The sequence below is a fragment of the Streptomyces sp. NPDC002265 genome (assembly GCF_040296125.1).
Lineage (GTDB): Bacteria > Actinomycetota > Actinomycetes > Streptomycetales > Streptomycetaceae > Streptomyces.
The window spans coordinates 1-21,741 of record NZ_JBEOWS010000086.1; the positions used below are offsets into that span (position 1 = coordinate 1).

Here is a 21,741-nt window from a genome sequence, read left to right on the forward strand (position 1 = left end):
TCTCGGGCTTTCCTCCGGGCTTTTTCCCTTCGGTCTTGCGTTTCCGACTCTATCAGACCGTTTCGCGATCCGATTTCCTCGGTGCTTTCCAGGTTCCCGCTCTCGCGTTTCCCTTTCCGGCGGTTCCGACTCTATCAGACTCTTTCGGGCCTGACTCCCAGTCAGCGGGTTGCGCCTTCCCGGCCGTTGAGCCGTTCCGACGAGTGAGACTTTAGCGGATTCCCGACTCCCGAGCTAATCGGGGGTCGCGTTCTTTCGAACGCGGATTCCTCATTTCGCAAATACGCACGCCAATGAAACGACGCAGCCGGGCAGACATGCCGACTGGGCGTCGAGTAGTGACTGGTACTTACGGAATGGCTGTCCGGGGACCGACCGGAGTCGGCACTCACGTCGGACAACTCGGAGAACATTACGGATCGCGGCGCGGCGTGTCAACTTGCTGCCCCAGGGGCCCCTCTGCCCGTACGCTGGGCGGCATGACTACACGTACGTGCACCCAGCTGTGGTGGGCCGCCTGACGGCGGCCGTACACACGTATGTACTCAACGGCCGCCGCCTCGGCGGCCGTTGGCGTTTCTCCCTCCTGAGGGGCGGCCGGCCGGGGGCGGCGGTCCCGATCAGGAGGTGACGAGATGAAGCGGGTCTTCAGCGGGGTCAAGCCGACCGGGCATCTGACGCTGGGGAACTACCTGGGGGCCATGCGGCAGTGGGCCGCGGTCGACCAGCACCGGGCGGACGCGTTGTTCTGCGTCGTCGATCTGCACGCGCTGACCGTCGACCACGATCCCGGCCGGGTACGACGGCTGAGCCGTCAGTCCGCGACGCTGTTGCTCGCGGCCGGACTCGATCCCGAGTTGTGCACCGTATTCGTGCAGAGCCATGTGGACGAGCACGCGCGGCTGTCGTACGTACTGGAATGCGTCGCCACCGACGGCGAGATGCGGCGGATGATCCAGTACCGGGAGAAGGCCGCGCGGGAACGGGAACGCGGCGGGAGTGTGCGGCTGTCGCTGCTGACGTATCCGGTGCTGATGGCGGCGGACATCCTGGCGTACGGGACCGACGAGGTGCCGGTCGGTGACGACCAGGCGCAGCACGTCGAGCTGACCCGGGATCTGGCGGTGCGGTTCAACCAGCGGTACGGGCAGACGTTCGTGGTGCCCCGGGCGACCCACCCGACGGTGGCGGCGCGGGTCATGAACCTCCAGGACCCCACGTCGAAGATGGGCAAGAGCGAGGACGTCGGACCGGGCATCGTCTATCTGCTCGACGAACCCGGCACGGTGCGGAAGAAGGTCATGCGGGCGGTGACCGACAGCGGCCGGGACGTCGTGTACGACCGTGAGCAGCGGCCGGGGGTGGCGAATCTGCTGGAGATCCTCGCCGCCTGCACGGAGGGAGATCCCCGGGCGCTGGGTGAGGCCTACGACTCGTACGGCGCTCTGAAGAAGGACACCGCGGAGGCCGTGGTCGAGACGCTCCGGCCGCTTCAGGCCCGGCACAAGGAGCTGTGCGCGGACCCCGCCTATGTGGAGGGGGTGCTGCGGGACGGGGCGGAGCGGGCTCGGGCGATGGCCCGGCCGGTCGTCGATGCGGCCTATCGCGCGATCGGGCTGCTGCCACCGGTGTCGGAGGTGGTGGTGAACGCGGCGCGGTAGGCGCGCGGGCTGGTGGCGAGGCGCGAGGCGAAGTGCTGGCGCATCGTGACCTCGCTGCCGAAGCCGGCCCGGCGGGCCACCTCGGGCATGGGCTGGTCGGTGCGTTCGAGGAGCTTCTGGGCGGCGGCGATGCGCTGGTCGAGAAGCCAGCGCAACGGCGTGGTGCCGGTCTCGGCGGCGAAGTGGCGGGCGAAGGACCGCGCCGACATACCGGCGCGGGCGGCCAGGTCGGCGACCGTGAGCGGCTGGTGGAGATGGCGCAGGGCGTGTTCGCGGACGGCGGCGAGGGTGTCGGCGTCGCGGTCGGCGTGCGGGGTGGGGCGCTCGATGAACTGTGCCTGGGTGCCGGTGCGGAAGGGGGCCGTGACCATCGAGCGGGCGATGGTGGCGGCCGCTTCCGCGCCGTGGGCGGTACGGACGAGATGGAGGCAGAGGTCGATGCCCGCCGCGGTGCCGGCCGCGGTCCAGATGTTGTCGTCCTCGATGAAGAGGGCGTCGGGGACGACGGTGACCCGCGGATGGTGGGCGCGGAACTCGTCGATCAGGTTCCAGTGGGTGATGGCGCGGCGGCCGTCGAGCAGTCCGGCCTGGGCGAGGGTGAAGGCACCGCCGCACAGGGCGGCGAGGGTGGTGCCGCGGGTGTGGGCGCGGCGCAGGGCGTCCAGGACGGGGGCGGGCGCGGGGGTGAGGTGGTCGTCGAGGCCGGGGATCACGATCAGGTCCGCGCGGTCCAGCCAGCCGAGGGTGCGGTCGGGCAGGAGGGAGAGGCCGCCGCGCATCGGGACGGCGGTGGCGGTGTCGGACGCGGCGCGGCGCAGGTCGAAGGCCGGAGCGCCGCGGTCGGTGCGGTCCTGGCCCCAGACCTCGGTGATGACGGAGACGTCGAAGGCCCGGATGCCGGGGAAGGCGACCAGGGCCACGCGGTAGGGGCGGCCGACCGGGCCGGGGATGCTGTCCACGCTGCCGACGGTGTCAACGCTGTCCACGGTGGCAGTAAACCATCGATCGCTGGCTTTTGTTCTGCTGGGGCGCAGGGGCGCGCGGCGGCAGGATCGTGGGCATGGACATCGCAGAGAACGCGGCACTGGTGGTCGTCGACGTGCAGCAGGGGTTCGAGGAGCTGGAGTTCTGGGGGGCACGCAACAACCCCGGGGCCGATGACAACATCGCGGCGCTGCTCGACGCCTGGCAGTCGGCCGGACGGCCCGTCGTCTTCGTACGGCACGACTCGGTGAACCCGAGCTCGCCGCTGCGGGCGGGGTACGAGGGGAACGACTTCAAGGAGTACGTGGCACAGCGGCGCGGGAAGGGTGCCGGGGCGGAACTGCTGATCACGAAGACGGTGAACTCGGCGTTCCTCGGCACGCCCGGTCTGGACGCCTGGCTGAAGGCGGAGGGGATCGGGCAGATCGTCGTGGCCGGGATCCAGACCAACATGTGCGTGGAGACGACGGCGCGGATGGGCGGGAACCTCGGGTACGAGGTGGTGGTCGCCTACGACGCGACGTACACCTTCGACCTCGAAGGGCCGTTCGGCTGGCGGCGCGAGGCGGAGGAGCTCGCGCAAGCGGCGGCGGTGTCGCTGCACGGGGGCGGGTTCGCCCGGGTCGTGACCACGGAGGAGATCGTCGGCTCGGTGGAGTGAGCAGAGCAGGCGCGGGGTGCCGTACTGCCGCCCGCTGCCCACCGCCCGCGTGCGGGCGGCGGGCAGCGGCGTGCGGGCGGGCGCCGGCGTGGGTCAGTTGTTGCCGGAGGCCAGTTCGCGGCTGCGGTCGCGGGCGGCTTCGAGGGCGGCGATCAGGGCGGCCCGTACGCCGTGGTTCTCGAGTTCGCGGATGGCGCTGATGGTGGTGCCGGCGGGCGAGGTGACGTTCTCGCGGAGCTTGACCGGGTGTTCACCGCTGTCGCGGAGCATGGTCGCGGCACCGATCGCGGACTGGACGATCAGGTCGTGGGCCTTGTCGCGGGGCAGTCCGAGGAGGATCCCGGCGTCGGTCATCGCCTCGACCAGATAGAAGAAGTAAGCCGGGCCCGAGCCGGAGAGGGCCGTGCAGGCGTCCTGCTGGGACTCGGGGACACGCAGCGTCTTGCCGACCGCGCCGAAGATCGCTTCGGCGTGGGTGACGTGGTCGGCGGTGGCGTGGGCGCCGGCGGAGATGACGGACATCGCCTCGTCGACCAGGGCGGGCGTGTTCGTCATGACCCGGACCACGGGGGTGCCGGTGGTGAGGCGGTCCTCGACGAAGGCGGTGGTGATGCCGGCGGCTCCGCTGATGACCAGGCGGTCGGCGGGGACGTGCGGGGCGAGTTCGTCGAGGAGGGTGCCCATGTCCTGCGGTTTGACGGTCAGGATCAGGGTGTCGGCGGTCTTGGCGGCCTCCGCGTTGCTGACCGGGACGACTCCGTAGCGGGTGCGGAGTTCTTCGGCTCGTTCCGGGCGGCGGGCGGTGACCAGGAGGTCGGACGGGGCCCAGCCGCCGCGGATCATTCCGCTGAGCAGAGCTTCGCCGATCTTGCCGGTGCCGAGGACCGCGACTTTCTGGATCATGGCTGAGGTGCCCTCCGAGGGGTGCGTCGTCCCGGCTCATCCTCGCACCAGGGGCGTCGGGTGCGGGTGGGGTGTCCGGTGGGCGGACGCGGGTGTCGGAGGGCGGGGGGCCGGGAACGTGCGCCGGAGCGCGCGTCTGTGGTGGGGCGTTCGCACGGTCAGGCGGTGCGGCGGCGCAGGGTGGCCGCCCCCAGGCCGAGGACCAGCAGGGCGCAGCCGGCCACGATCAGTACGTCCCGTACGAAGGTGGCCGTCATGTCGGTGTGCTTGAGCACCTCGTTCATGCCGTCGACCGCGTACGACATGGGCAGGACGTCGGAGATGGCCTCCAGGACCGGGTGCATCTGGTCGCGCGGGGTGAACAGGCCGCACAGCAGGAGCTGCGGGAAGATCACCGCGGGCATGAACTGGACCGCCTGGAACTCCGAGGCGGCGAAGGCCGAGACGAACAGGCCGAGGGCGGTGCCCAGGAGCGCGTCCAGCAGGGCCACCAGGAGCAGCAGCCAGGGGGAGCCGGTGACGTCCAGGCCCAGGAGCCAGACGGCGAGCCCCGTGGCCAGGGCGGACTGGACGATCGCGAGGCCGCCGAAGGCGAGGGCGTAACCCGCGATCAGGTCGCCCTTGCCGAGGGGCATGGCGAGGAGTCGTTCGAGGGTGCCCGAGGTGCGTTCGCGCAGTGTGGCGATGGACGTGACCAGGAACATCGTGATCAGCGGGAAGATCCCGAGCAGGGACGCGCCGATGTTGTCGAAGGTGTGCGGGCTGCCGTCGAAGACGTAGCGCAGCAGGACCAGCATCAGGCAGGGGACGAGGATCAGCAGCGCGATGGTGCGCGGGTCGTGGCGGAGCTGGCGCAGCACACGGGCCGCGGTGGCCGTGGTGCGGGAGAGGTTCAGGGCGGCGGCGGGGGCGGGTGCGGTCGTGCTCATCGGGCTGTCTCCTTCGTGTGACCGGCCGCGACGGCCTCGTCCACCAGGTGCAGGAAGGCCGCCTCGACCGTTTCGGAGCCGGTGCGGGTGCGCAGGGCGTCGGGGCTGTCGTCGGCGAGGATCTCGCCCTCGCGCATGAGCAGCAGCCGGTGGCAGCGCTCGGCCTCGTCCATGACGTGGGAGGAGACGAGGAGGGTGGCGCCGCGGGACGCGGCGATGTGGTGGAAGAGGTTCCACAGGTCCCGGCGCAGGACCGGGTCGAGGCCGACCGTCGGCTCGTCCAGGACCAGGAGTTCGGGGGCGCCGAGGAGGGCGACCGCGAGGGAGACGCGGTTGCGCTGGCCGCCGGAGAGGTTGCCGGCCAGGGCGTCGGCGTGGCTCGCGAGGTCGACGTCGGCGATGGCCCGGGTGACGTCGGCACGGCGGCGGTCGGTGGCGGCGCGGCCCGGGTCGAGGATCGCGGCGAAGTAGTCGAGGTTCTGCCGGACCGTCAGGTCGTCGTAGACGGACGCGGCCTGGGTGACGTAACCGATGCGGGTGCGCAGGGCGGGGTGGCCCGCGGGGCGGCCCAGGACCTCCAAGGTGCCGGTGACCTTGGCCTGGGTGCCGACGATCGCGCGCATGAGCGTCGACTTGCCGCATCCGGAGGGGCCGAGCAGACCGGTGATCTGGCCGCGCGGGACGGTGAAGTCGAGGCCGCGCAGGACGGACCTGGAGCCGCGCAGGACGGTGAGGGCTTCGGCGCGGATCGCGGGCGGGGCGGGGGCGGTGGTGGCGGTCCCGGTGTCGGCACTCGTGTCGGTACCGGTGTTGGTACCGGTGTCGGTACCGAGGTTGGTTTCCCCGGGGTCGGGCAAGTAATTCATCATGTGATGAATAATTCTCGCGAGCGGGCGTGCCGTCAAGTGGGTGCACGGGGCGGCGCAGGCGCGCGGCGGTGGGATTGGAGGCGGGGCATCCGGTTTCTGCGCCTCCGCGTTCACCGGCCGCACACATCGACGGGCCCCATGGCGGGCGCCCGTTTCCGACAATGGAATTCAGTTCGCCGAGTCCTCCCCCGGCTCGGCGGCGCCCACGCGTCTCCCGCTGTCGACCGGAGGTGCTGCCGTCATGCGCTGTGGCGTACGCAAGGCCGATCTGTTCGCTTCACTCGTCGTGTTCCTCGTCGCGTTGCCGCTGTGCGTGGGCGTCGCCGTCGCCTCCGGTGTGCCGGCCGAACTGGGCCTGGTCACCGGGATCGTCGGCGGCCTGGTCGCCGGGGCACTGCCCGGCAGCAGCCTCCAGGTGAGCGGTCCGGCCGCAGGGCTGACCGTGCTCGTGTACGAGGCCGTGCGGACGTACGGCCTCGAAGCACTCGGGGTCCTGGTGTGCGCGGCCGGTCTGGTGCAGCTCGCCCTGGGCGCGCTGCGGCTCGGGGGGTGGTTCCGGGCCGTGTCCGTGGCCGTCGTCCAGGGGATGCTCGCCGGGATCGGGCTGGTGCTGATCGCCGGGCAGGTCTACGCCCTCGGAGACGTGGCCGCTCCGGGCGGCGGGCTCGAAAAGCTCGCCGGACTGGTGTCGCTGCCCGGCCGGATGGACCCGGTGGCGTTGTCGGTGGGCGGTGCCACCATGGCCGTACTGCTGCTGTGGCCGCGTTGGCGGCGGGGGGCGCGGCTGGTGCCCGCGCCGCTGGTCGCGGTGGGGCTGGCGGCGGCGGTGACCGGGGTGTTCGACCTGGAGGTGCGGCGGGTCGAGGTCCAGGGGCTGCTGGATGTCGTACAGGTGCCGCCGGTGGCGCAGTTCGGGCGGCTGACGGAAGTGGGGGTGATCGGGACCGTCCTGGCCTTCGCGCTGATCGCGTCCGCGGAGTCGCTGTTCAGCGCGGCGGCGGTGGACCGGCTGCACACGGGACCGCGTACGGACTACGACCGGGAGCTGATGGCGCAGGGCGCGGGCAACACCCTGTGCGGGCTGCTGGGGGCGCTGCCGATGACGGCGGTGATCGTGCGCAGCGCGGCGAACGTGCGGGCCGGGGCGCGGACCAAGGCCTCCCGGGTGCTGCACGGAATGTGGCTGCTGCTGTTCACCGCGGTGCTGCCCGGGGCGCTCGGGGTGATCCCGGTGGCGGCGCTGGCCGGGCTGCTGGTGCACGCCGGGTGCAAGCTCGTGCCGGTGCGCGAGGTGCGGGGGCTGTGGCGCGAGCACCGCGGGGAGGTGGTGGTGCTCGGGGTGACGGCGGTCGCGATCGTCGTCGGGAACCTGCTGGAGGGCGTGCTGGTCGGGCTCGCGCTGGCCGTCGCCAAGACGGCGTGGGAGACCAGCCATGTGCATGTGGAGACGGAGGACCTGGGGGCGGCGGGGCTCGTGGTCCGGGTGCTGGGACATGCGACGTTCCTGCGGCTGCCGAAGCTGCTGGACGCCTTGGAGGCGCTGCCGCGGGACCGGGAGATCCGGCTGGAACTCGGCGGGCTGCGGCACCTGGACCATGCCTGCGCGGCGGCTCTGGAGGGCTGGGCCGCCGCACGGCAGGAGCGTCAGGGAGTGGCTACGATCAGCAGGACGTCGTAGACCTCCTCGACCAGGCCGGCCGGGAAGATCTCCAGGAGGCGTTCGCGCTCGCCGGCGAGGAAGGCGTCGGCCGCCGGCTTGCCGTGCACCAGGAAGAGTGAGTGGCTGCCGAGGTTGGCGAGGTGGGTGTCGAGCGGGACCGTGCGGCTCCAGCGGACCGTGCGCCGCGCGTGTTCCGGGACGACCGGCACACCCTCGAAGACGTGCGGTGTCAGATAGCCGGGCGAGCCCTGCTTGTTGTCGTACTCGCTGCCGAAGTGGCGCCCGATGCGCCGCGCCTGGTCGGTGATCCACGGCACGTCGTGCGGGTCCGTGTTCCACCACAGGGCCAGCGCGCCGCCCGGACGCAGCACGCGCGCGGCCTCGGGGAGCGAGCGCGCGGGGTCGGTCCAGTGCCAGGCCTGGGCGTAGGTGAGCAGGTCGACGCAGGAGGTGGCGAGGGGGAGCGCGTTGCCGTTCCCGCGCACGAGGGGGACCTCGGGGAGGGTGCGGCGGAGCTGGGCCGCCATGCCGTCCCCGGGTTCCACGGCGGTCACCTCGGCGCCGCGGGCGCGCAGCAGGGCGGTCGCGATGCCGGTACCGGCGCCGACGTCCGCGACCCGGGCGCCGCGCAGCGGACGGCCCGCGAGGTCCTCGATCGCGTCGAAGAGGGCGGGCGGGTAGCCGGGGCGGTTCGCCGCGTACCGGGCCGCGGCGGCGTCGAAGGACCGGGCCCGGTCGGCGGAGGAGAAGGTGGTCATGCCGTGATGCTTGCGCCGACGGCCGGGCAGTACACGCGGTTCAGCCGACGGCTTGAACCGTCGGGGACGCGTGAGCCGGCCGATGCGCAGGAGATTCCCATGGATCCCTGGACATCCGGGACACCCGGGATGCGCGGAACGCTCGGGGTGGGGCGGGGTCGGCCGGGGCACCCGGCGCCCGGCGGGGCTCGCGGCCGAAGCGGTCAGCGGCGGCGCTTCTTCGACGGGTTGCCGGTGCGGCGGGTCGAGCGCTTCTCGTGCGCCTGCCGGGCCGCCTCGTACTCCTCGCGGTGGAGCACCTCGCCAGGGGCCTCGGTGAAGGAGCGGAAGAAGTAGGCGAGGAGCGAGCCGACGAAGCCGATGGCCAGCAGGCCGCGCAGGGAGGCCTGCCGGTCGGCGTCGGGACGCTTGCGGAAGGACTCCCAGGTGTGACCGAAGGCCAGCGCGCTGCAGATCGCGAACATCACGACCACCAGCACCGTGACGAAGCTGCCGACGTCGGCGATCTGAAGTCCCTGGTAGGCGAAGCGCAGGACCAGACACGCGACGGCGGCCGCGACGAGCGAGCCTACGGCCACGCCGATGCGCCGCAGCCGGTAGCCGTCGTCGTGGTTCACCCAGGTCGTACCGAAGAAACGGAGCGGCTCGGGGCGGGGCCCGCCGCCCTGGGAACCCGCGGGGCCGGACGTGGGGTCGGACGGGGGGTCGGTCTTGTCGGTCACTCCTTGATTATGGCTCGACGGTCCGCGGGCTTCTTGGGGGGATCAGGCGCAGCGGGAGGCGATGTAGCCGTCGCTGCCTGTTTGGACGTAGGTGTCCGAGACGAACTCGCCGTTGCTGATGTTGTCCCAGATGTTCGACGTGCCGTACGTGCCCGTGACGGTCGTGCCCGGCGTCTGGCAGTAGATCGGGACCTTGGAACCGCCGGGCAGGGTGCGGACGATGCTGTAGTCCGTGCCGGGACCGCCGCGGACGTTGAGCCTGACGTCCGCCGTCGTGTAGTAGGACAGTGGGGCCGCCTCGGCAGTCATCGACGAGCTCATCACCATGAGGAGTGCTCCTGCGGCGGTGCCCGCCGCAAGCACGGATCGGCGTCTACGGGATGTCATCGGTTCCCCCTGGATGGTGGTGACGGTCTCAGGAGCAGCGCGGTCGGATGTATCCGTCGCTGCCCGTGTGTACATACGCGTCCGAGACGTACTCGCCGTCGTCGATGTTGTCCCAGATGTTCGAGGTGCCGTACGGACCCGTGACCGTGGTACCCGGCGTCTGGCAGAAGATCGGGACCTTGGAGCCCTCGGCGAGGACACGGACGATGCCATAGCTCGTGCCGGGACCACTGCGGACGTTGAGCCGGACGCCCGGCGCGATCGAGTAGTACGTCAGCACCGTGGCGAGAGCCTGCGCCTCGGCTGCACCCTCTGTCTCTTCGGCACGCTCGACAGACATGAAAATCCTCCCCCGTTGCGCCCCATGACTGCCATGGGGCCCCATTGATTCCCCCGAATCACGTCTCGAAACACACGTACGTGATTCGCACGCGAAGGCTAGCAAGCCGTCTCTGTCTCGAACGGGTCATCGACTAGGCTCCGTCCGTCGCGCGCACGGAAGAACAGCACGGGGGTGGCTCCATGGCGCCGCAGCAGAACATCGGAGCGGGCGCGGAAGCGGAACTTCCTGAATACGCCGGGCACTACCAGCTAGAGGCCTGTCTGGGCTCCGGCGGCATGGGCGTGGTGCACCTGGCCCGGAGCACTTCGGGACTGAAACTCGCGGTCAAGGTCGTCCACGCCCAGTTCGCCAAGGACCCTGAGTTCAGGGGGCGGTTCCGGCAGGAGGTGGCCGCCGCGCGACGGGTCAGCGGAGCCTTCACCGCATCCGTCGTCGATGCCGACCCGGAAGCGGGACGGCCCTGGATGGCGACCCTGTTCATCCCCGGGCCGACCCTCTCCGACCAGGTGAAGCAGAACGGCCCCATGGAGCCTGCCCAGTTGCGCCGGCTGATGGCCGGACTGGCCGAGGCGCTGCGCGACATCCATCGCGTCGGGGTGGTGCACCGGGACCTGAAGCCGAGCAACGTGCTGCTCGCCGAGGACGGACCGAAGGTCATCGACTTCGGCATCTCCCGGCCGACGGACAGCGAACTGCGCACCGAGACGGGGAAGTTGATCGGGACGCCGCCGTTCATGGCGCCCGAGCAGTTCCGGCGGCCGAGGGAGGTCGGACCCGCCGCCGACATCTTCGCGCTCGGGTCCGTGATGGTGCACGCGGCGACGGGACGCGGACCGTTCGACTCCGACAGCCCGTACGTCGTCGCCTACCAGGTCGTGCACGACGAGCCCGACCTGACCGGCGTACCGGAGAACCTCGCCCCGCTGGTGCTGCGCTGTCTCGCCAAGGAGCCCGAGGACCGGCCCACACCGGACGAGCTGATGCGGGAACTGCGGTCGGTGGCGGCCTCGTACGACACTCAGGCCTTCATCCCGGCCCAGCGCACCGGCGACACGAGCGAACCCCGCACCGAAGAACCGGCCCGGCGCTCCACCCGGCGGAGGAACAGAGCGGCGGCTCTCGGCACCGGAGCACTCGGTCTCGCCGTGCTCGCCGCGCTGGTCTCGGTCCATCTCCTCGGCGCAGGGAGCGGAACACCGGGAAGCACCACCTCGCCCACCGCGTCGGCGCAATTCGACGGATGGCGGGCGGCGCCCGTGTCCAGGACGAGCACACCCCGATGCTCCTACGGTGCAGGCAAGTTGCTCTGCGCACAGCCTGGTGTGGTCTTCGCGCTCGATCCGTCCGACGGACACCGGCTGTGGCGGCACGCCGTGGCCGGAAAGCACGCGAGCGGACCGCCGGTGGTGGCGGGTGGTCTCGTACAGCCCGCACTGGACGGGGGCGGCCGGTTGGAGGCGCTCGATCCCGCCTCGGGCCGGGCGTCCTGGCAGCGGGATCTGCCCGCACGCAGCGCGTCGGCGCGCGCCGGGGGCATGCTCCTGGTCACCGGTGCCGACGGGACGGTCACCGGTGTGGACGGCGCCTCGGGCAACACGAAGTGGAGCCGCCGGATACCGGGGCAGAGCGTGCCGGGCTTCTCCGCGTTCGCCGGTGATCCCCTGGCGTACGCGGCGACCCCGTCCGACGACCAGACGACCACGCGGGTCACCGCGGTGGACCCCGGCACGGGCGAGGTGCGGTGGGAGGCGCGGCTCAAGGGCTCGCTGAAGGTGGTCGGCACGGCCGACGGGTCCGTCCTCCTGCTGTCCCTCGACGCGGTGTACGGGTACGCGACGGCCGTGGTCCGCTACACCCCTGCCACCGGCGCGTCACGGCGGGTGGCACTCACCACCCCGCTCGAACAGGCCCACGCCACCGTGCGCGGGAGCCTCGTCCACCTCATGGCCTCCGGTGGCTCGCTGGTGACCGTCGACATGGACGCGCGCAAGCAGCTGTGGCGGCTGGAGACGGGCGCGTTCCGGGGCTCGGATCCGGCCTCCGACGGCCGTCACGTGTACCTCACCACCCCCGACGGCCGTCTCCTCGCCGTCGACGCCCGCACCGGTCGGCTGCTCGGGCAGACGCGTGCGCGGCTGGGGGCGAACTCGGACCAGGTGGTGGCCTCGCTGCCCCATCCGGTCGTGGACGGTCACCGGGTGTACGCCGGCGCCCCGGACGGCACCGTCTTCGCCGTGGACGCCCGGTATCCCGCGGAGTGGTGACCGGACAGGCGGAAGGGGCCGCCTCCGGGGAGACGGCCCCTTCACCCACCCTGTGCGGACGTCAGCCCAGCTTGCTGACGTCGCGCACGGCGCCCTTGTCCGCGCTGGTCGCCATCGCCGCGTAGGCGCGCAGCGCCGCGGACACCTTCCGCTCCCGCTTCTTCGGCGCGTACACGCCACCGAGGGCCTGCTCGCGCCGGGCCAGCTCCGCGTCGTCGACCAGCAGGTCGATGGTGCGGTTCGGGATGTCGATACGGATCCGGTCGCCGTCCTCGACGAGGGCGATCGTGCCGCCGGACGCAGCCTCCGGGGAGGCGTGGCCGATGGACAGTCCGGAGGTGCCGCCGGAGAAGCGGCCGTCCGTGATCAGGGCGCAGGTCTTGCCCAGGCCGCGGCCCTTGAGGAAGGAGGTCGGGTAGAGCATCTCCTGCATACCGGGGCCGCCCTTGGGACCCTCGTAGCGGATGACGACGACGTCCCCGTCGGTCACCTGCTTGTTGAGGATCTTCTCGACGGCCTCCTCCTGGGACTCGCAGACCACCGCGGGACCCTCGAAGGTCCAGATCGACTCGTCGACGCCGGCCGTCTTCACCACACAGCCGTCGACCGCCAGGTTGCCCTTGAGGACCGCGAGGCCGCCGTCCTTGGAGTACGCGTGCTCGGCGGAGCGGATGCAGCCGTTCTCGGCGTCCACGTCGAGGGCCTCCCAGCGCTCCGACTGGGAGAAGGCCTCGGCGGAACGCACACAGCCGGGGGCCGCGTGCCACAGTTCCACCGCCTCGGCGGACGGGGAGCCGCCGCGCACGTCCCACGTCTTCAGCCAGTCGGCCAGGGACGGGCTGTGCACCGAGTACACGTCCTCGTTGAGCAGACCGGCGCGGTGCAGCTCGCCGAGGAGGGCGGGGATGCCGCCGGCGCGGTGCACGTCCTCCATGTAGTACGTGCGGTCCTTGGCGACGTTCGGGGCGACCTTCGCCAGGCACGGGACGCGGCGCGAGACCTCGTTGATCTCCTCCAGACCGAACGGGACGCCCGCCTCCTGGGCCGCGGCCAGCAGGTGCAGGATCGTGTTGGTCGAGCCGCCCATCGCGATGTCGAGCGCCATGGCGTTCTGGAAGGCGGCGAAGCTCGCGACGGCACGGGGCAGGACGGTCTCGTCGTCCTGCTCGTAGTAGCGGCGGGTGATGTCCATGACCGTGCGGGCCGCGTTCTCGTAGAGCGCCCTGCGGGCCGTGTGGGTGGCCAGGACCGAGCCGTTGCCGGGGAGGGAGAGGCCGATGGCCTCGGTGAGGCAGTTCATCGAGTTGGCGGTGAACATGCCGGAACAGCTGCCGCAGGTCGGACAGGCGTTCTCCTCGATACGGAGGATGTCCTCGTCCGAGATCTTGTCGTTCACGGCGTCGGAGATCGCGTCGACCAGGTCGAGCGTGCGGACCGTGCCGTCGACGAGGGTGGCACGGCCGGACTCCATCGGGCCGCCGGAGACGAAGACCGTGGGGATGTTCAGGCGCAGGGCCGCCATCAGCATGCCGGGCGTGATCTTGTCGCAGTTGGAGATGCAGATCAGGGCGTCGGCGCAGTGCGCCTCGACCATGTACTCCACGCTGTCCGCGATCAGGTCGCGGGAGGGCAGGGAGTAGAGCATTCCGCCGTGGCCCATCGCGATGCCGTCGTCGACCGCGATCGTGTTGAACTCGCGGGCGATGCCGCCGGCCTCGCGGATGGCCTCGCTGACGATCCGGCCGACCGGCTGGAGGTGGGTGTGGCCGGGGACGAACTCGGTGAAGCTGTTGGCGACGGCGATGATCGGCTTGCGGCCGATGTCCGCACCGGGTACACCGGAGGCGCGCATAAGGGCGCGGGCGCCCGCCATGTTGCGGCCGTGGGTGACTGTGCGGGACCTCAGCTCGGGCATCGCGCTCGCTCCTTCAGAGACTGCGATCAGAGACTTCTGACTGCTGACGAGCGTACGCCGGTCATCCAGGGGTCGGGACGGTGTGTCCGGAATACGGGACACATGTCTCACTGACCTGTACAGCGCGTCTCACACGCGTGTACGGCGTGACCCACTCGCCCGTACGACGTGTACGGCGTGACCCACTCGCCCGTACGGCGCGCACGGGCGGACGAGACACGCCGTACGGCGTCACGGTCCCGTGAGGTGGGCCTGCACCGCCGGTGCCACCCGCGCGACGACCTGCTCCAGGTCCGCCGACGCCAGCGGTTCCACCTTGATCACATAGCGCAGCATCGCGCAGCCCACGAGCTGGGCGGCCGCGAGCTCGACGCGCAGTTCCGCGTCCGGCAGGTCGAGCCGGGCGGCGATACGGCCCAGCAGCTGGGAGACGACCAGGCGGCGGAAGACGGCGGCCGCGGTGTCGTTGTTGACGGCGGAACGGACGATCGCCAGCAGGGGCGTACGGGTGGCGGGGTTCTCCCAGACGCCGAACATGAAGCGGGTCAGGCGTTCGCCGACCTCGTCCGGCGGGCCGTCGGCCAGTGCCGTCGGGCCGTTCAGCACGGGCCCGGCGGCGACCTCGATCGCGGCCTCGAAGACCTGCTCCTTGGTGCCGAAGTAGTGGTGCACCAGGGCCGGGTCCACGCCCGCCGCCTTGGCGATGCCGCGTACGGAGGTCTTCTCGTAGCCGCGCTCGGAGAACTCCTCGCGGGCGGCACCCAGGATGCGCTCGCGGGTGTCCGCGGACTCCGCGCGCGGGGGCCGGCCGCGCTTGCGGGCGATCGGGCCGGTCACGGCCGGTGCGCCTTCGCCGCCGACGCCAGATGCAGGCGGGTGAAGGCCAGCGCCTCCGCCAGATCGGCCTCCCGCTCGGCGCTGGACATGGCCCGGCGGGTGTTCACCTCGATCACGACGTGCCCGTCGAAGCCGGTCCGGGCGAGGTGCTCCAGCAGCTCGGCGCAGGGCTGGCCGCCGCGCCCGGGCACCAGGTGCTCGTCCTTGCCCGAGCCGCTGCCGTCGGCCAGGTGGACATGGCCGAGGCGGTCGCCCATCCGGTCGATCATCTGGACCGCGTCGGTCCGGGCGGTGGCGGTGTGGCTGAGGTCGAGCGTGAAGTGGCGGTAGTCGTCCTTCGTGACGTCCCAGTCCGGGGCGTACGCCGGCATCTCGCGGTCGCGATAGCGCCAGGGGTACATGTTCTCGACGGCGAACCGCACATCCGTCTCGTTCGCCATCCGCCAGATCCCGCCGACGAAGTCGCGCGCGTACTGCCGCTGCCAGCGGAACGGCGGGTGTACGACGACGGTGCTCGCGCCGAGCTTCTCGGCGGCCGCGCGGGCGCGCTGGAGCTTGACCCAGGGATCGGTGGACCACACCCGTTGGGTGATGAGCAGGCAGGGTGCGTGCACGGCGAGGATCGGGATCCGGTGATGGTCGCTGAGCCGGCGCAGTGCCTCGATGTCCTGGCTGACCGGATCGTTCCAGACCATGACCTCGACACCGTCGTAGCCGAGGCGCGCGGCGATCTCGAAGGCCGTAGCCGTCGACTCCGGATAGACGGAAGCCGTCGACAGGGCGACCTTCGCATCCGGGATGCGCACGACTGGTTCTGCCACGAAGGACAGCGTACGGGGCGTCGGATCACGCCGGAGGGCGCGGGACGCCGGGCGGGTGCGGCGACCGGCCCCTGCCGGCCTCCCGCCGCGGCCTCCGGCACCGGCTCCCGCGCCGGCTTCGGCAACGACTCCGGCAGCGTCTCCCGCCCCGGTCCCGCCCGGCTCGGGCACCGTCTGCCACCCGGTTCCCGCCCGGGTCTGGCTCGGGCACCGTCTCCCGCCCGGTTCCGGTGCGGCCTCCCGTGTCCGCCCGGGTGCGTGACGCGTACCCCCGGCCCAGGCACGCCCGCGTGTGTGACGCGTCGCACACGCGGGCCGGATGTCAGGGCCTCGGCTCCGCGTCCATGTGGTCCAGCCTGCGCAGGATCACGCCCTCGCGCAGCGCCCAGGGGCAGATCTCCAGCGCCTCGACGCCGAACAGGTCCATCGCGCCCTCGGCGACCAGCGCGCCCGCCAGCAGCTGGCCCGCGCGGCCCGCGGAGACACCGGGCAGCTCCGCGCGCTGCTCCGGCGTCATCCCGGCCAGCCGGGGCACCCAGGCCTCCAGGGACTCCCGCTTGAGCTCGCGCTGCACGTACAGACCCTCGTCGGAGCCCGCGGCGCCGGCTATCCGGGCCAGCTGCTTGAAGGTCTTCGAGGTGGCGACGACGTGGTCGGGGACGCCGAGCCGGCTGAACTCCCCCACCGTGCGGGCGATCTGCGCCCGGACATGACGGCGCAGCGCCCTGATCTCGTCGGGGCCCGGCTGGTCCCCGGGCAGCCAGCCCGCGGTGAGGCGGCCCGCGCCCAGGGGCAGCGAGACGGCCGCGTCCGGCTCCTCGTCCATGCCGAAGGCGATCTCCAGGGAGCCCCCGCCGATGTCCAGGACCAGCAGCTTCCCGGCCGACCAGCCGTACCAGCGGCGGGCGGCGAGGAAGGTGAGCCGGGCCTCCTCCGCTCCGGTGAGCACCTGCAGCCGGACACCGGTCTCGGCCTGCACGCGCGCGAGGACGTCGTCGGCGTTGGTGGCCTCGCGCACGGCCGAGGTCGCGAACGGCAGCAGATCCTCGACGCCCTTGTCCTCGGCGGCCTGGAGCGCGCGGTCGATGACCGAGATCAGTTTGTCGACCCCTTCGGGACCGATCGCTCCGTCCCCGTCGAGGAGTTGGGCCAGGCGCAGATCCGCCTTGTGCGAGTGCGCGGGAAGCGGGTGGGCGCCGGGGTGGGCGTCCACCACCAGCAGATGCACCGTGTTCGATCCCACGTCGAGGACACCGAGTCTCATGTAGGGAACGCTACTGCCAGGAACGCCATGCTCAGCCCCCTCGACGGTCCCTGAAGCGCTCCGGGGCGACTTACCCTGGACAGGTGCCAAAGACGAAAAAGGCGAAGGACGGAAAGTCGGCCAAATCCACCAAGGGTCCCTCGCAGCCGAAGGCGCCCCGGTCGAAGCAGGCCCCGACGGTGAGCGACGAGAAGGGACTCGACTTCGCGCGCGCGTGGGTGGAGTTCCCTGATCCGGCAGACGACGAACAGGTCTTCCGGTGCGATCTGACATGGCTGACCTCTCGCTGGAACTGCATCTTCGGCAGTGGCTGCCAGGGCATCCAGGCCGGCCGCGCGGACGACGGGTGCTGCACGCTGGGCGCCCACTTCTCCGACGAGGACGACGAGAAGCGGGTCGCCGGACACGTGGCGCGGCTGACCCCGGAGATCTGGCAGAACCACGCCGTGGGCACCGAGACCGGCTGGGTCTCCGAGGACGACGAGGGCTCCCGTCAGACCCGCCCCTACCAGGGCTCGTGCATCTTCCAGAACCGGCCCGGCTTCGCCGCGGGCGCGGGCTGCTCGCTGCACATCCTCGCCCTGCGCGAGGGCCGCGAGCCGCTGGAGACGAAGCCCGACGTCTGCTGGCAGCTGCCGGTGCGGCGTACGTACGAGTGGATCGACCGGCCGGACGACACCCGGGTGCTCCAGGTGTCGATCGGTGAGTACGACCGCAGGGGCTGGGGGCCCGGGGGCCACGACCTGCACTGGTGGTGCACGTCGGCGACCTCGGCGCACGGCGCGGGCGACCCGGTGTACGTCTCCTACCGGCCCGAGCTGATCGAACTGATGGGCAAGGCCGGCTACGACCGTCTGGTCGAGCTGTGCGAGGCGCGGCTGGCCTCGCAGCTCCCGCTGCTGGCACCGCATCCGGCGGATCCGGTCGACTGAGCGGCACCTGTACCGGTCCCGGTAGCGGTACAGGTACAGGCCCCATCGCGTCCGGCGCATCCGGTGGGCCGGGCGTCGCATGTGTGGCGCGCCTGCCGGGTCTACGAGGTGGCCGGGCTCGGGTCGTCGTCGTCATCGTCGTCGCCGTCCGGCGGCGGTGACGGGCTTTCCGGGTCGGACGAGGCCGTCTCGGTGGGGGTGGGATCCGGGTCGGCGGGTGTCGGGTCGGACGGCGTCGGAGAGGCGGAGGCCGAGGCCGTGCCGGTCGGGGTCGTGGACGGTGGTCTGCTGGGGGTGGACGGCGCGGGGGCGGTGCCGTATCCGTCGATCGAGACGACCGTTCCGGCCGGGGCGATCGCCACCCGGGCGCTCCAGTGCCCGGACGGCTCGCGCAGCTGGTCGACGTGCACCTTGATCGTCTGCGACGCGCCGGGCGCCAGCGTTCCCGACGACCGGCTGAGGTAGAGCCAGGCCGCTCCCGTCGTGGCCGACCAGCGGACCGGGGAGTCACCGGTCGCGGTGAGGGTGATCAGCGTGGTGTCACCGCTGCTGCCCGCCGTCACGTCGAGGTGGCCCGCGCTCTTGCGGCCGACCCCCGCGACACTGACCACCGCCACGGAGACATCCGGTTTCCCGGCCGCGCGGGTGCCGGCCCTGGTGCTGGCGTTGCCCGCGTTCTCGTAGCCGCCCGCCCCCTCGCCGTCGAGGCTCCCGGGGCCCTGCGCCTCGCTCGTGCTCGTGGAGCGCCCGTCGGGGCCCTCTCCGGTCTCGGTGCCCCGGTAGGCGGCCCACAGCGCGAGCACGGGAGCCGCGACCACGGTGGCGACGACGGTCGTGGTGACCGCACGCGCGCGCAGCCGGTCCCGGCGGGCCGCGTGGTCCTTGGGGTCCATCGGGAAGCCGCGCCGGTCGAAGCGCGGCGACGCACTCCGCGCGCGGGGAGCGTGCGCCATCGCCGCGTGCAGTGCCGCGCGGGGCGCCTCCAGGACGGGCAGTTCGGCGGGGGTGAACATGGCCCCGGGCCAGCGGCCGGGCACCGCGCGCTCGGCGGCGCGGCGGCAGCGCGGGCAGTCGTCGACGTGCCGGACCAGTTCGCGGCGCAGGGTCGCGCTGAGGACCAGCTGGTGATCGCCGGTGAGGTGGGCGACGCCGGGGCAGCCGCCGGTCTCGACGACGGCGAGGGCCGCGCGGGTGCGCTCGACCTCGCAGGCTGCGGAGGCGAGCAGTTCGCGGGCGACCGCGGGATCCAGGCCGACGACGGCGGCCACCTCGTGGGCGGCGAGGTGGTGGCGTACGGCGAGTTCGAGCGCCTCGCGCTGCTCGGGGCTGGTGCCCGCGGCCTCCGGCCAGGCCAGCCGGGCGAGCTCCCGCCTGCGCAGCTCCTGGACCTCCTCGGACACGGGCGACCCGGCGGTCGAGGGAGCGGGCTGCCCCACGGACCGCCCGGCGGACCGCGCGGACTGCCCGGACTGCGGTGCGGGGTGCCCGGCGGGCTGCGGGGGCTGCGGCGCGGGTTGTGCGGCCGGCTGGGGGGTGTGCCGCCGGGGGCCGGGCCGGACCGCCGCGTGTGCGCTCTGGCGTCGCTGCCTGGCCTCGGTCAGCTTGCGCAGGCAGGCCCAGCGGGCCAGTGCGTAGAGCCAGGCCCTGAGCTCCCCGGTGGCCTCCGGAACGCGCTGCCCGCGCCGCTCGACGAGCGCCAGGACGTCGCCCAGGGCGGCGGTCGCCGTGTCGTGGTCGCAGAGCACCGACAGGCAGTACGTGAACAGGCCGTCCAGGTAGGGCTCGTAGCACGCGGGCGGTCGCTGGGGCTGTCTGCGCGCCGCGGCATGACCGCGCGCCCGGTGTGCGCCGGTGGTGCGGGGCGAGGTGTCCGGACTGCTGCTCATCACCTGTGCGACCGTAGGCGGCGCGAGCAGGTACCTTCCGGCGCCTTGAGCACTTTTAATCCGGACGGGTGAAACGATCCCTCATAAGGGGACAGGGGGGTTCCGCTCCGTGGCTCGTTCGCGACCGGGTGTGGCCGGTTCACGGCGGGCCCGGAACCGGGTGCGCGGCGGGCACGCGGACCGGCACGACAGGCGCACGGAGCGGCACGGCAGGCAGGCGGACGGGCGCGCCGGGCACGCGGACGGGCGCGGCGCGCAGGGCCTGCGGCTGCGTGCCCAGGTGCGCCCGGAGTGCGCCCGGGGTGCGCCGGGCCGGGTGCCCGGCGCGCGGCTGCGGGCCCGGGGCACGGCGGGTGCGGGCCCGGGGCACGGCGGGTGCGGGCCCGGGGCACGGCGGGTGCGGGCCGGGTGCGGGCCGAATTCGGGTGGGCGTGGACGCGTTGTCGGTGCCTACGGCTACGGTTTCGTCCATGGCTGCCCGTACGAAGACCACCAAGGACCGCCCGTCCTTCCGCTGCACGGAGTGCGGCTGGCAGACGGCCAAGTGGCTCGGCCGCTGCGCCGAGTGCCAGGCCTGGGGGACGGTCGAGGAGTACGGCGCACCCGCGGTCCGTACGACGGCACCGGGCCGGGTCACCACCTCCGCGGTGCCCATCGGGCAGGTCGACAGCCGGCAGGCCACCGCCCGGAGCACCGGGGTGCCCGAACTGGACCGGGTCCTGGGCGGCGGACTCGTACCCGGCGCGGTGGTGCTCCTGGCGGGCGAGCCCGGCGTGGGCAAGTCCACCCTGCTGCTCGATGTCGCGGCGAAGGCGGCCAGTGACGAGCACCGCACGCTCTACATCACGGGCGAGGAGTCGGCGAGCCAGGTCCGCCTGCGCGCCGACCGCATCAAGGCCCTCGACGACCATCTGTATCTCGCGGCCGAGACCGACCTCTCCGCCGTGCTCGGCCATCTGGACGCGGTGAAGCCGTCGCTGCTGATCCTCGACTCGGTGCAGACGGTGGCCTCGCCGGAGATCGACGGCGCCCCCGGCGGCATGGCGCAGGTGCGCGAGGTCGCGGGAGCCCTGATCCGGGCCTCCAAGGAGCGCGGGATGTCGACCCTGCTGGTGGGGCACGTCACCAAGGACGGGGCGATCGCCGGCCCGCGCCTGCTGGAGCACCTGGTGGACGTCGTGCTCCACTTCGAGGGCGACCGGCACGCGCGCCTGCGCCTGGTGCGCGGCGTCAAGAACCGGTACGGCGCGACGGACGAGGTCGGCTGCTTCGAACTGCACGACGAGGGCATCATCGGCCTCACCGACCCGAGCGGGCTCTTCCTGACCCGGCGTGACGAACCGGTCCCCGGGACCTGTCTGACGGTCACCCTGGAGGGCCGCCGTCCCCTGGTGGCCGAGGTCCAGGCGCTCACCGTCGACTCGCAGATCCCCTCCCCGCGCCGCACGACCTCGGGCCTGGAGACCTCCCGCGTCTCGATGATGCTCGCCGTCCTGGAGCAGCGCGGCCGGATCAGCGCCCTCGGCAAGCGGGACATCTACTGCGCCACGGTGGGCGGGGTGAAGCTCTCGGAGCCGGCCGCGGACCTGGCCGTCGCGCTCGCGCTCGCCTCTGCGGCGAGCGACACCCCGCTGCCCAAGAACCTCGTCGCGATCGGCGAGGTGGGCCTCGCGGGCGAGGTCAGACGGGTCACGGGCGTGCAGCGCCGGCTCGCCGAGGCCCACCGGCTGGGCTTCACGCACGCGCTCGTGCCGGGCGACCCGGGCAAGATCCCTCCCGGTATGAAGGTCCTGGAAGTCGCCGACGTGGGGGACGCGCTGCGGGTCCTGCCGCGCTCGCGTCGCCGAGAGGCCCCACGGGAGGAGTAGGACCGCCGGTAGACTTTGCCCTGGTCTCGCCCGTCCGTACGAAAAGAGTGCGCGAAACGGGAGCGCCCAGAACCTGC

Annotated in this window: 19 protein-coding genes; 6 read left to right on the forward strand and 13 right to left on the reverse strand. The window is 72.3% G+C overall.

The features are described from left to right. Positions 1-635 precede the first annotated feature (635 nt). Complete coding sequence (trpS, locus tag ABT085_RS17415) at positions 636-1,661, forward strand: tryptophan--tRNA ligase (RefSeq protein ID WP_351607890.1); 1,026 nt, start codon at positions 636-638, stop codon at positions 1,659-1,661. Here the strand turns inward: trpS and ABT085_RS17420 are convergent. After that, a complete protein-coding gene (locus ABT085_RS17420) occupies positions 1,601-2,611 on the reverse strand; it encodes a GlxA family transcriptional regulator (protein ID WP_502982747.1) in 1,011 nt (336 codons plus the stop codon). The genes trpS and ABT085_RS17420 overlap by 61 nt on opposite strands. A 110-nt stretch (positions 2,612-2,721) precedes the next feature. Between ABT085_RS17420 and ABT085_RS17425 the strand changes: the two genes are divergently transcribed. Then, positions 2,722-3,306, forward strand: a complete 585-nt coding sequence (locus ABT085_RS17425) for a cysteine hydrolase family protein (protein WP_351607892.1) — start codon at positions 2,722-2,724, stop codon at positions 3,304-3,306. A 93-nt stretch (positions 3,307-3,399) separates the two neighbouring features. Here ABT085_RS17425 and proC read toward each other — a convergent pair whose 3' ends face one another. From proC to ABT085_RS17440, 3 genes are all read right to left on the reverse strand, one after another. Further along, the gene (proC, locus tag ABT085_RS17430; RefSeq protein ID WP_351607895.1) at positions 3,400-4,209 is read right to left on the reverse strand and encodes a pyrroline-5-carboxylate reductase; all 810 of its coding nucleotides are present in this window, start codon (positions 4,207-4,209) and stop codon (positions 3,400-3,402) included. 158 nt (positions 4,210-4,367) lie between these two features. After that, the gene (locus tag ABT085_RS17435; protein WP_351607898.1) at positions 4,368-5,138 is read right to left on the reverse strand and encodes an ABC transporter permease; all 771 of its coding nucleotides are present in this window, start codon (positions 5,136-5,138) and stop codon (positions 4,368-4,370) included. Then, positions 5,135-6,007: an ABC transporter ATP-binding protein gene (locus ABT085_RS17440; protein WP_351607900.1), complete on the reverse strand. Its 873-nt coding sequence runs from the start codon at positions 6,005-6,007 to the stop codon at positions 5,135-5,137. Before ABT085_RS17440 ends, ABT085_RS17435 begins: the two co-directional genes overlap by 4 nt. 241 nt (positions 6,008-6,248) lie before the next feature. Here ABT085_RS17440 and ABT085_RS17445 point away from each other — a divergent pair, with 241 nt between their 5' ends. Next, positions 6,249-7,685 carry a SulP family inorganic anion transporter gene (locus ABT085_RS17445; RefSeq protein ID WP_351607902.1) on the forward strand — a complete coding sequence of 479 codons (1,437 nt, stop codon included), beginning with the start codon at positions 6,249-6,251 and terminating at the stop codon, positions 7,683-7,685. Here ABT085_RS17445 and ABT085_RS17450 read toward each other — a convergent pair. The 4 genes from ABT085_RS17450 to ABT085_RS17465 all read right to left on the reverse strand — a co-directional run bounded on the left by ABT085_RS17450 (position 7,652) and on the right by ABT085_RS17465 (position 9,874). Then, complete coding sequence (locus tag ABT085_RS17450) at positions 7,652-8,425, reverse strand: class I SAM-dependent methyltransferase (protein WP_351607903.1); 774 nt, start codon at positions 8,423-8,425, stop codon at positions 7,652-7,654. The genes ABT085_RS17445 and ABT085_RS17450 overlap by 34 nt on opposite strands. A gap of 203 nt (positions 8,426-8,628) precedes the next feature. After that, entirely contained in the window at positions 8,629-9,147 is a 519-nt protein-coding gene (locus ABT085_RS17455) for an EamA/RhaT family transporter (protein WP_351607906.1), read from the reverse strand. Between the two features lie 42 nt (positions 9,148-9,189). Beyond that, entirely contained in the window at positions 9,190-9,474 is a 285-nt protein-coding gene (locus tag ABT085_RS17460; protein ID WP_502982746.1) for an SH3 domain-containing protein, read from the reverse strand. Positions 9,475-9,562: 88 nt separating this feature from the next. Further along, a complete protein-coding gene (locus ABT085_RS17465) occupies positions 9,563-9,874 on the reverse strand; it encodes an SH3 domain-containing protein (RefSeq protein WP_351607909.1) in 312 nt (103 codons plus the stop codon). A 182-nt stretch (positions 9,875-10,056) separates the two neighbouring features. Between ABT085_RS17465 and ABT085_RS17470 the strand changes: the two genes are divergently transcribed. Further along, complete coding sequence (locus tag ABT085_RS17470; RefSeq protein ID WP_351607912.1) at positions 10,057-12,141, forward strand: protein kinase domain-containing protein; 2,085 nt, start codon at positions 10,057-10,059, stop codon at positions 12,139-12,141. Between the two features lie 61 nt (positions 12,142-12,202). On the opposite strand, the gene ilvD is transcribed toward ABT085_RS17470, so the two are convergent. From ilvD to ABT085_RS17490, 4 genes are all read right to left on the reverse strand, one after another. Beyond that, positions 12,203-14,056 carry a dihydroxy-acid dehydratase gene (gene ilvD, locus ABT085_RS17475; RefSeq protein WP_351607915.1) on the reverse strand — a complete coding sequence of 618 codons (1,854 nt, stop codon included), beginning with the start codon at positions 14,054-14,056 and terminating at the stop codon, positions 12,203-12,205. A gap of 231 nt (positions 14,057-14,287) precedes the next feature. Further along, the gene (locus ABT085_RS17480) at positions 14,288-14,893 is read right to left on the reverse strand and encodes a TetR/AcrR family transcriptional regulator (RefSeq protein ID WP_351607918.1); all 606 of its coding nucleotides are present in this window, start codon (positions 14,891-14,893) and stop codon (positions 14,288-14,290) included. Beyond that, positions 14,890-15,714: a sugar phosphate isomerase/epimerase family protein gene (locus ABT085_RS17485; RefSeq protein ID WP_351607921.1), complete on the reverse strand. Its 825-nt coding sequence runs from the start codon at positions 15,712-15,714 to the stop codon at positions 14,890-14,892. Before ABT085_RS17485 ends, ABT085_RS17480 begins: the two co-directional genes overlap by 4 nt. Positions 15,715-16,036: 322 nt before the next feature. Further along, on the reverse strand, positions 16,037-16,978 hold the full coding sequence (locus ABT085_RS17490; RefSeq protein WP_351607924.1) for a Ppx/GppA family phosphatase: 942 nt from the start codon (positions 16,976-16,978) through the stop codon (positions 16,037-16,039). Between the two features lie 83 nt (positions 16,979-17,061). On the opposite strand from ABT085_RS17490, the gene ABT085_RS17495 reads away from it, so the two are divergent. Next, the gene (locus ABT085_RS17495; RefSeq protein ID WP_351607927.1) at positions 17,062-17,910 is read left to right on the forward strand and encodes a DUF3109 family protein; all 849 of its coding nucleotides are present in this window, start codon (positions 17,062-17,064) and stop codon (positions 17,908-17,910) included. A gap of 101 nt (positions 17,911-18,011) precedes the next feature. Here ABT085_RS17495 and ABT085_RS17500 read toward each other — a convergent pair whose 3' ends face one another. Continuing rightward, complete coding sequence (locus tag ABT085_RS17500; RefSeq protein WP_351607930.1) at positions 18,012-19,799, reverse strand: BACON domain-containing protein; 1,788 nt, start codon at positions 19,797-19,799, stop codon at positions 18,012-18,014. 467 nt (positions 19,800-20,266) lie between these two features. On the opposite strand from ABT085_RS17500, the gene radA reads away from it, so the two are divergent. Next, a complete protein-coding gene (radA, locus tag ABT085_RS17505; RefSeq protein ID WP_351607933.1) occupies positions 20,267-21,664 on the forward strand; it encodes a DNA repair protein RadA in 1,398 nt (465 codons plus the stop codon). Positions 21,665-21,741: the final 77 nt, after the last annotated feature.

Coding starts and splice junctions, on each gene's coding strand:
- trpS (WP_351607890.1), top strand. CDS start 636: ATGAAGCGGGTCTTCAGCGGGGTCAAGCCGACCGGGCATCTGACGCTG.
- ABT085_RS17425 (WP_351607892.1), top strand. CDS start 2,722: ATGGACATCGCAGAGAACGCGGCACTGGTGGTCGTCGACGTGCAGCAG.
- proC (WP_351607895.1), bottom strand. CDS start 4,209: ATGATCCAGAAAGTCGCGGTCCTCGGCACCGGCAAGATCGGCGAAGCT.
- ABT085_RS17435 (WP_351607898.1), bottom strand. CDS start 5,138: ATGAGCACGACCGCACCCGCCCCCGCCGCCGCCCTGAACCTCTCCCGC.
- ABT085_RS17440 (WP_351607900.1), bottom strand. CDS start 6,007: ATGATGAATTACTTGCCCGACCCCGGGGAAACCAACCTCGGTACCGAC.
- ABT085_RS17445 (WP_351607902.1), top strand. CDS start 6,249: ATGCGCTGTGGCGTACGCAAGGCCGATCTGTTCGCTTCACTCGTCGTG.
- ABT085_RS17450 (WP_351607903.1), bottom strand. CDS start 8,425: ATGACCACCTTCTCCTCCGCCGACCGGGCCCGGTCCTTCGACGCCGCC.
- ABT085_RS17460 (WP_502982746.1), bottom strand. CDS start 9,474: ATGGTGATGAGCTCGTCGATGACTGCCGAGGCGGCCCCACTGTCCTAC.
- ABT085_RS17465 (WP_351607909.1), bottom strand. CDS start 9,874: ATGTCTGTCGAGCGTGCCGAAGAGACAGAGGGTGCAGCCGAGGCGCAG.
- ABT085_RS17470 (WP_351607912.1), top strand. CDS start 10,057: ATGGCGCCGCAGCAGAACATCGGAGCGGGCGCGGAAGCGGAACTTCCT.
- ilvD (WP_351607915.1), bottom strand. CDS start 14,056: ATGCCCGAGCTGAGGTCCCGCACAGTCACCCACGGCCGCAACATGGCG.
- ABT085_RS17490 (WP_351607924.1), bottom strand. CDS start 16,978: ATGAGACTCGGTGTCCTCGACGTGGGATCGAACACGGTGCATCTGCTG.
- radA (WP_351607933.1), top strand. CDS start 20,267: ATGGCTGCCCGTACGAAGACCACCAAGGACCGCCCGTCCTTCCGCTGC.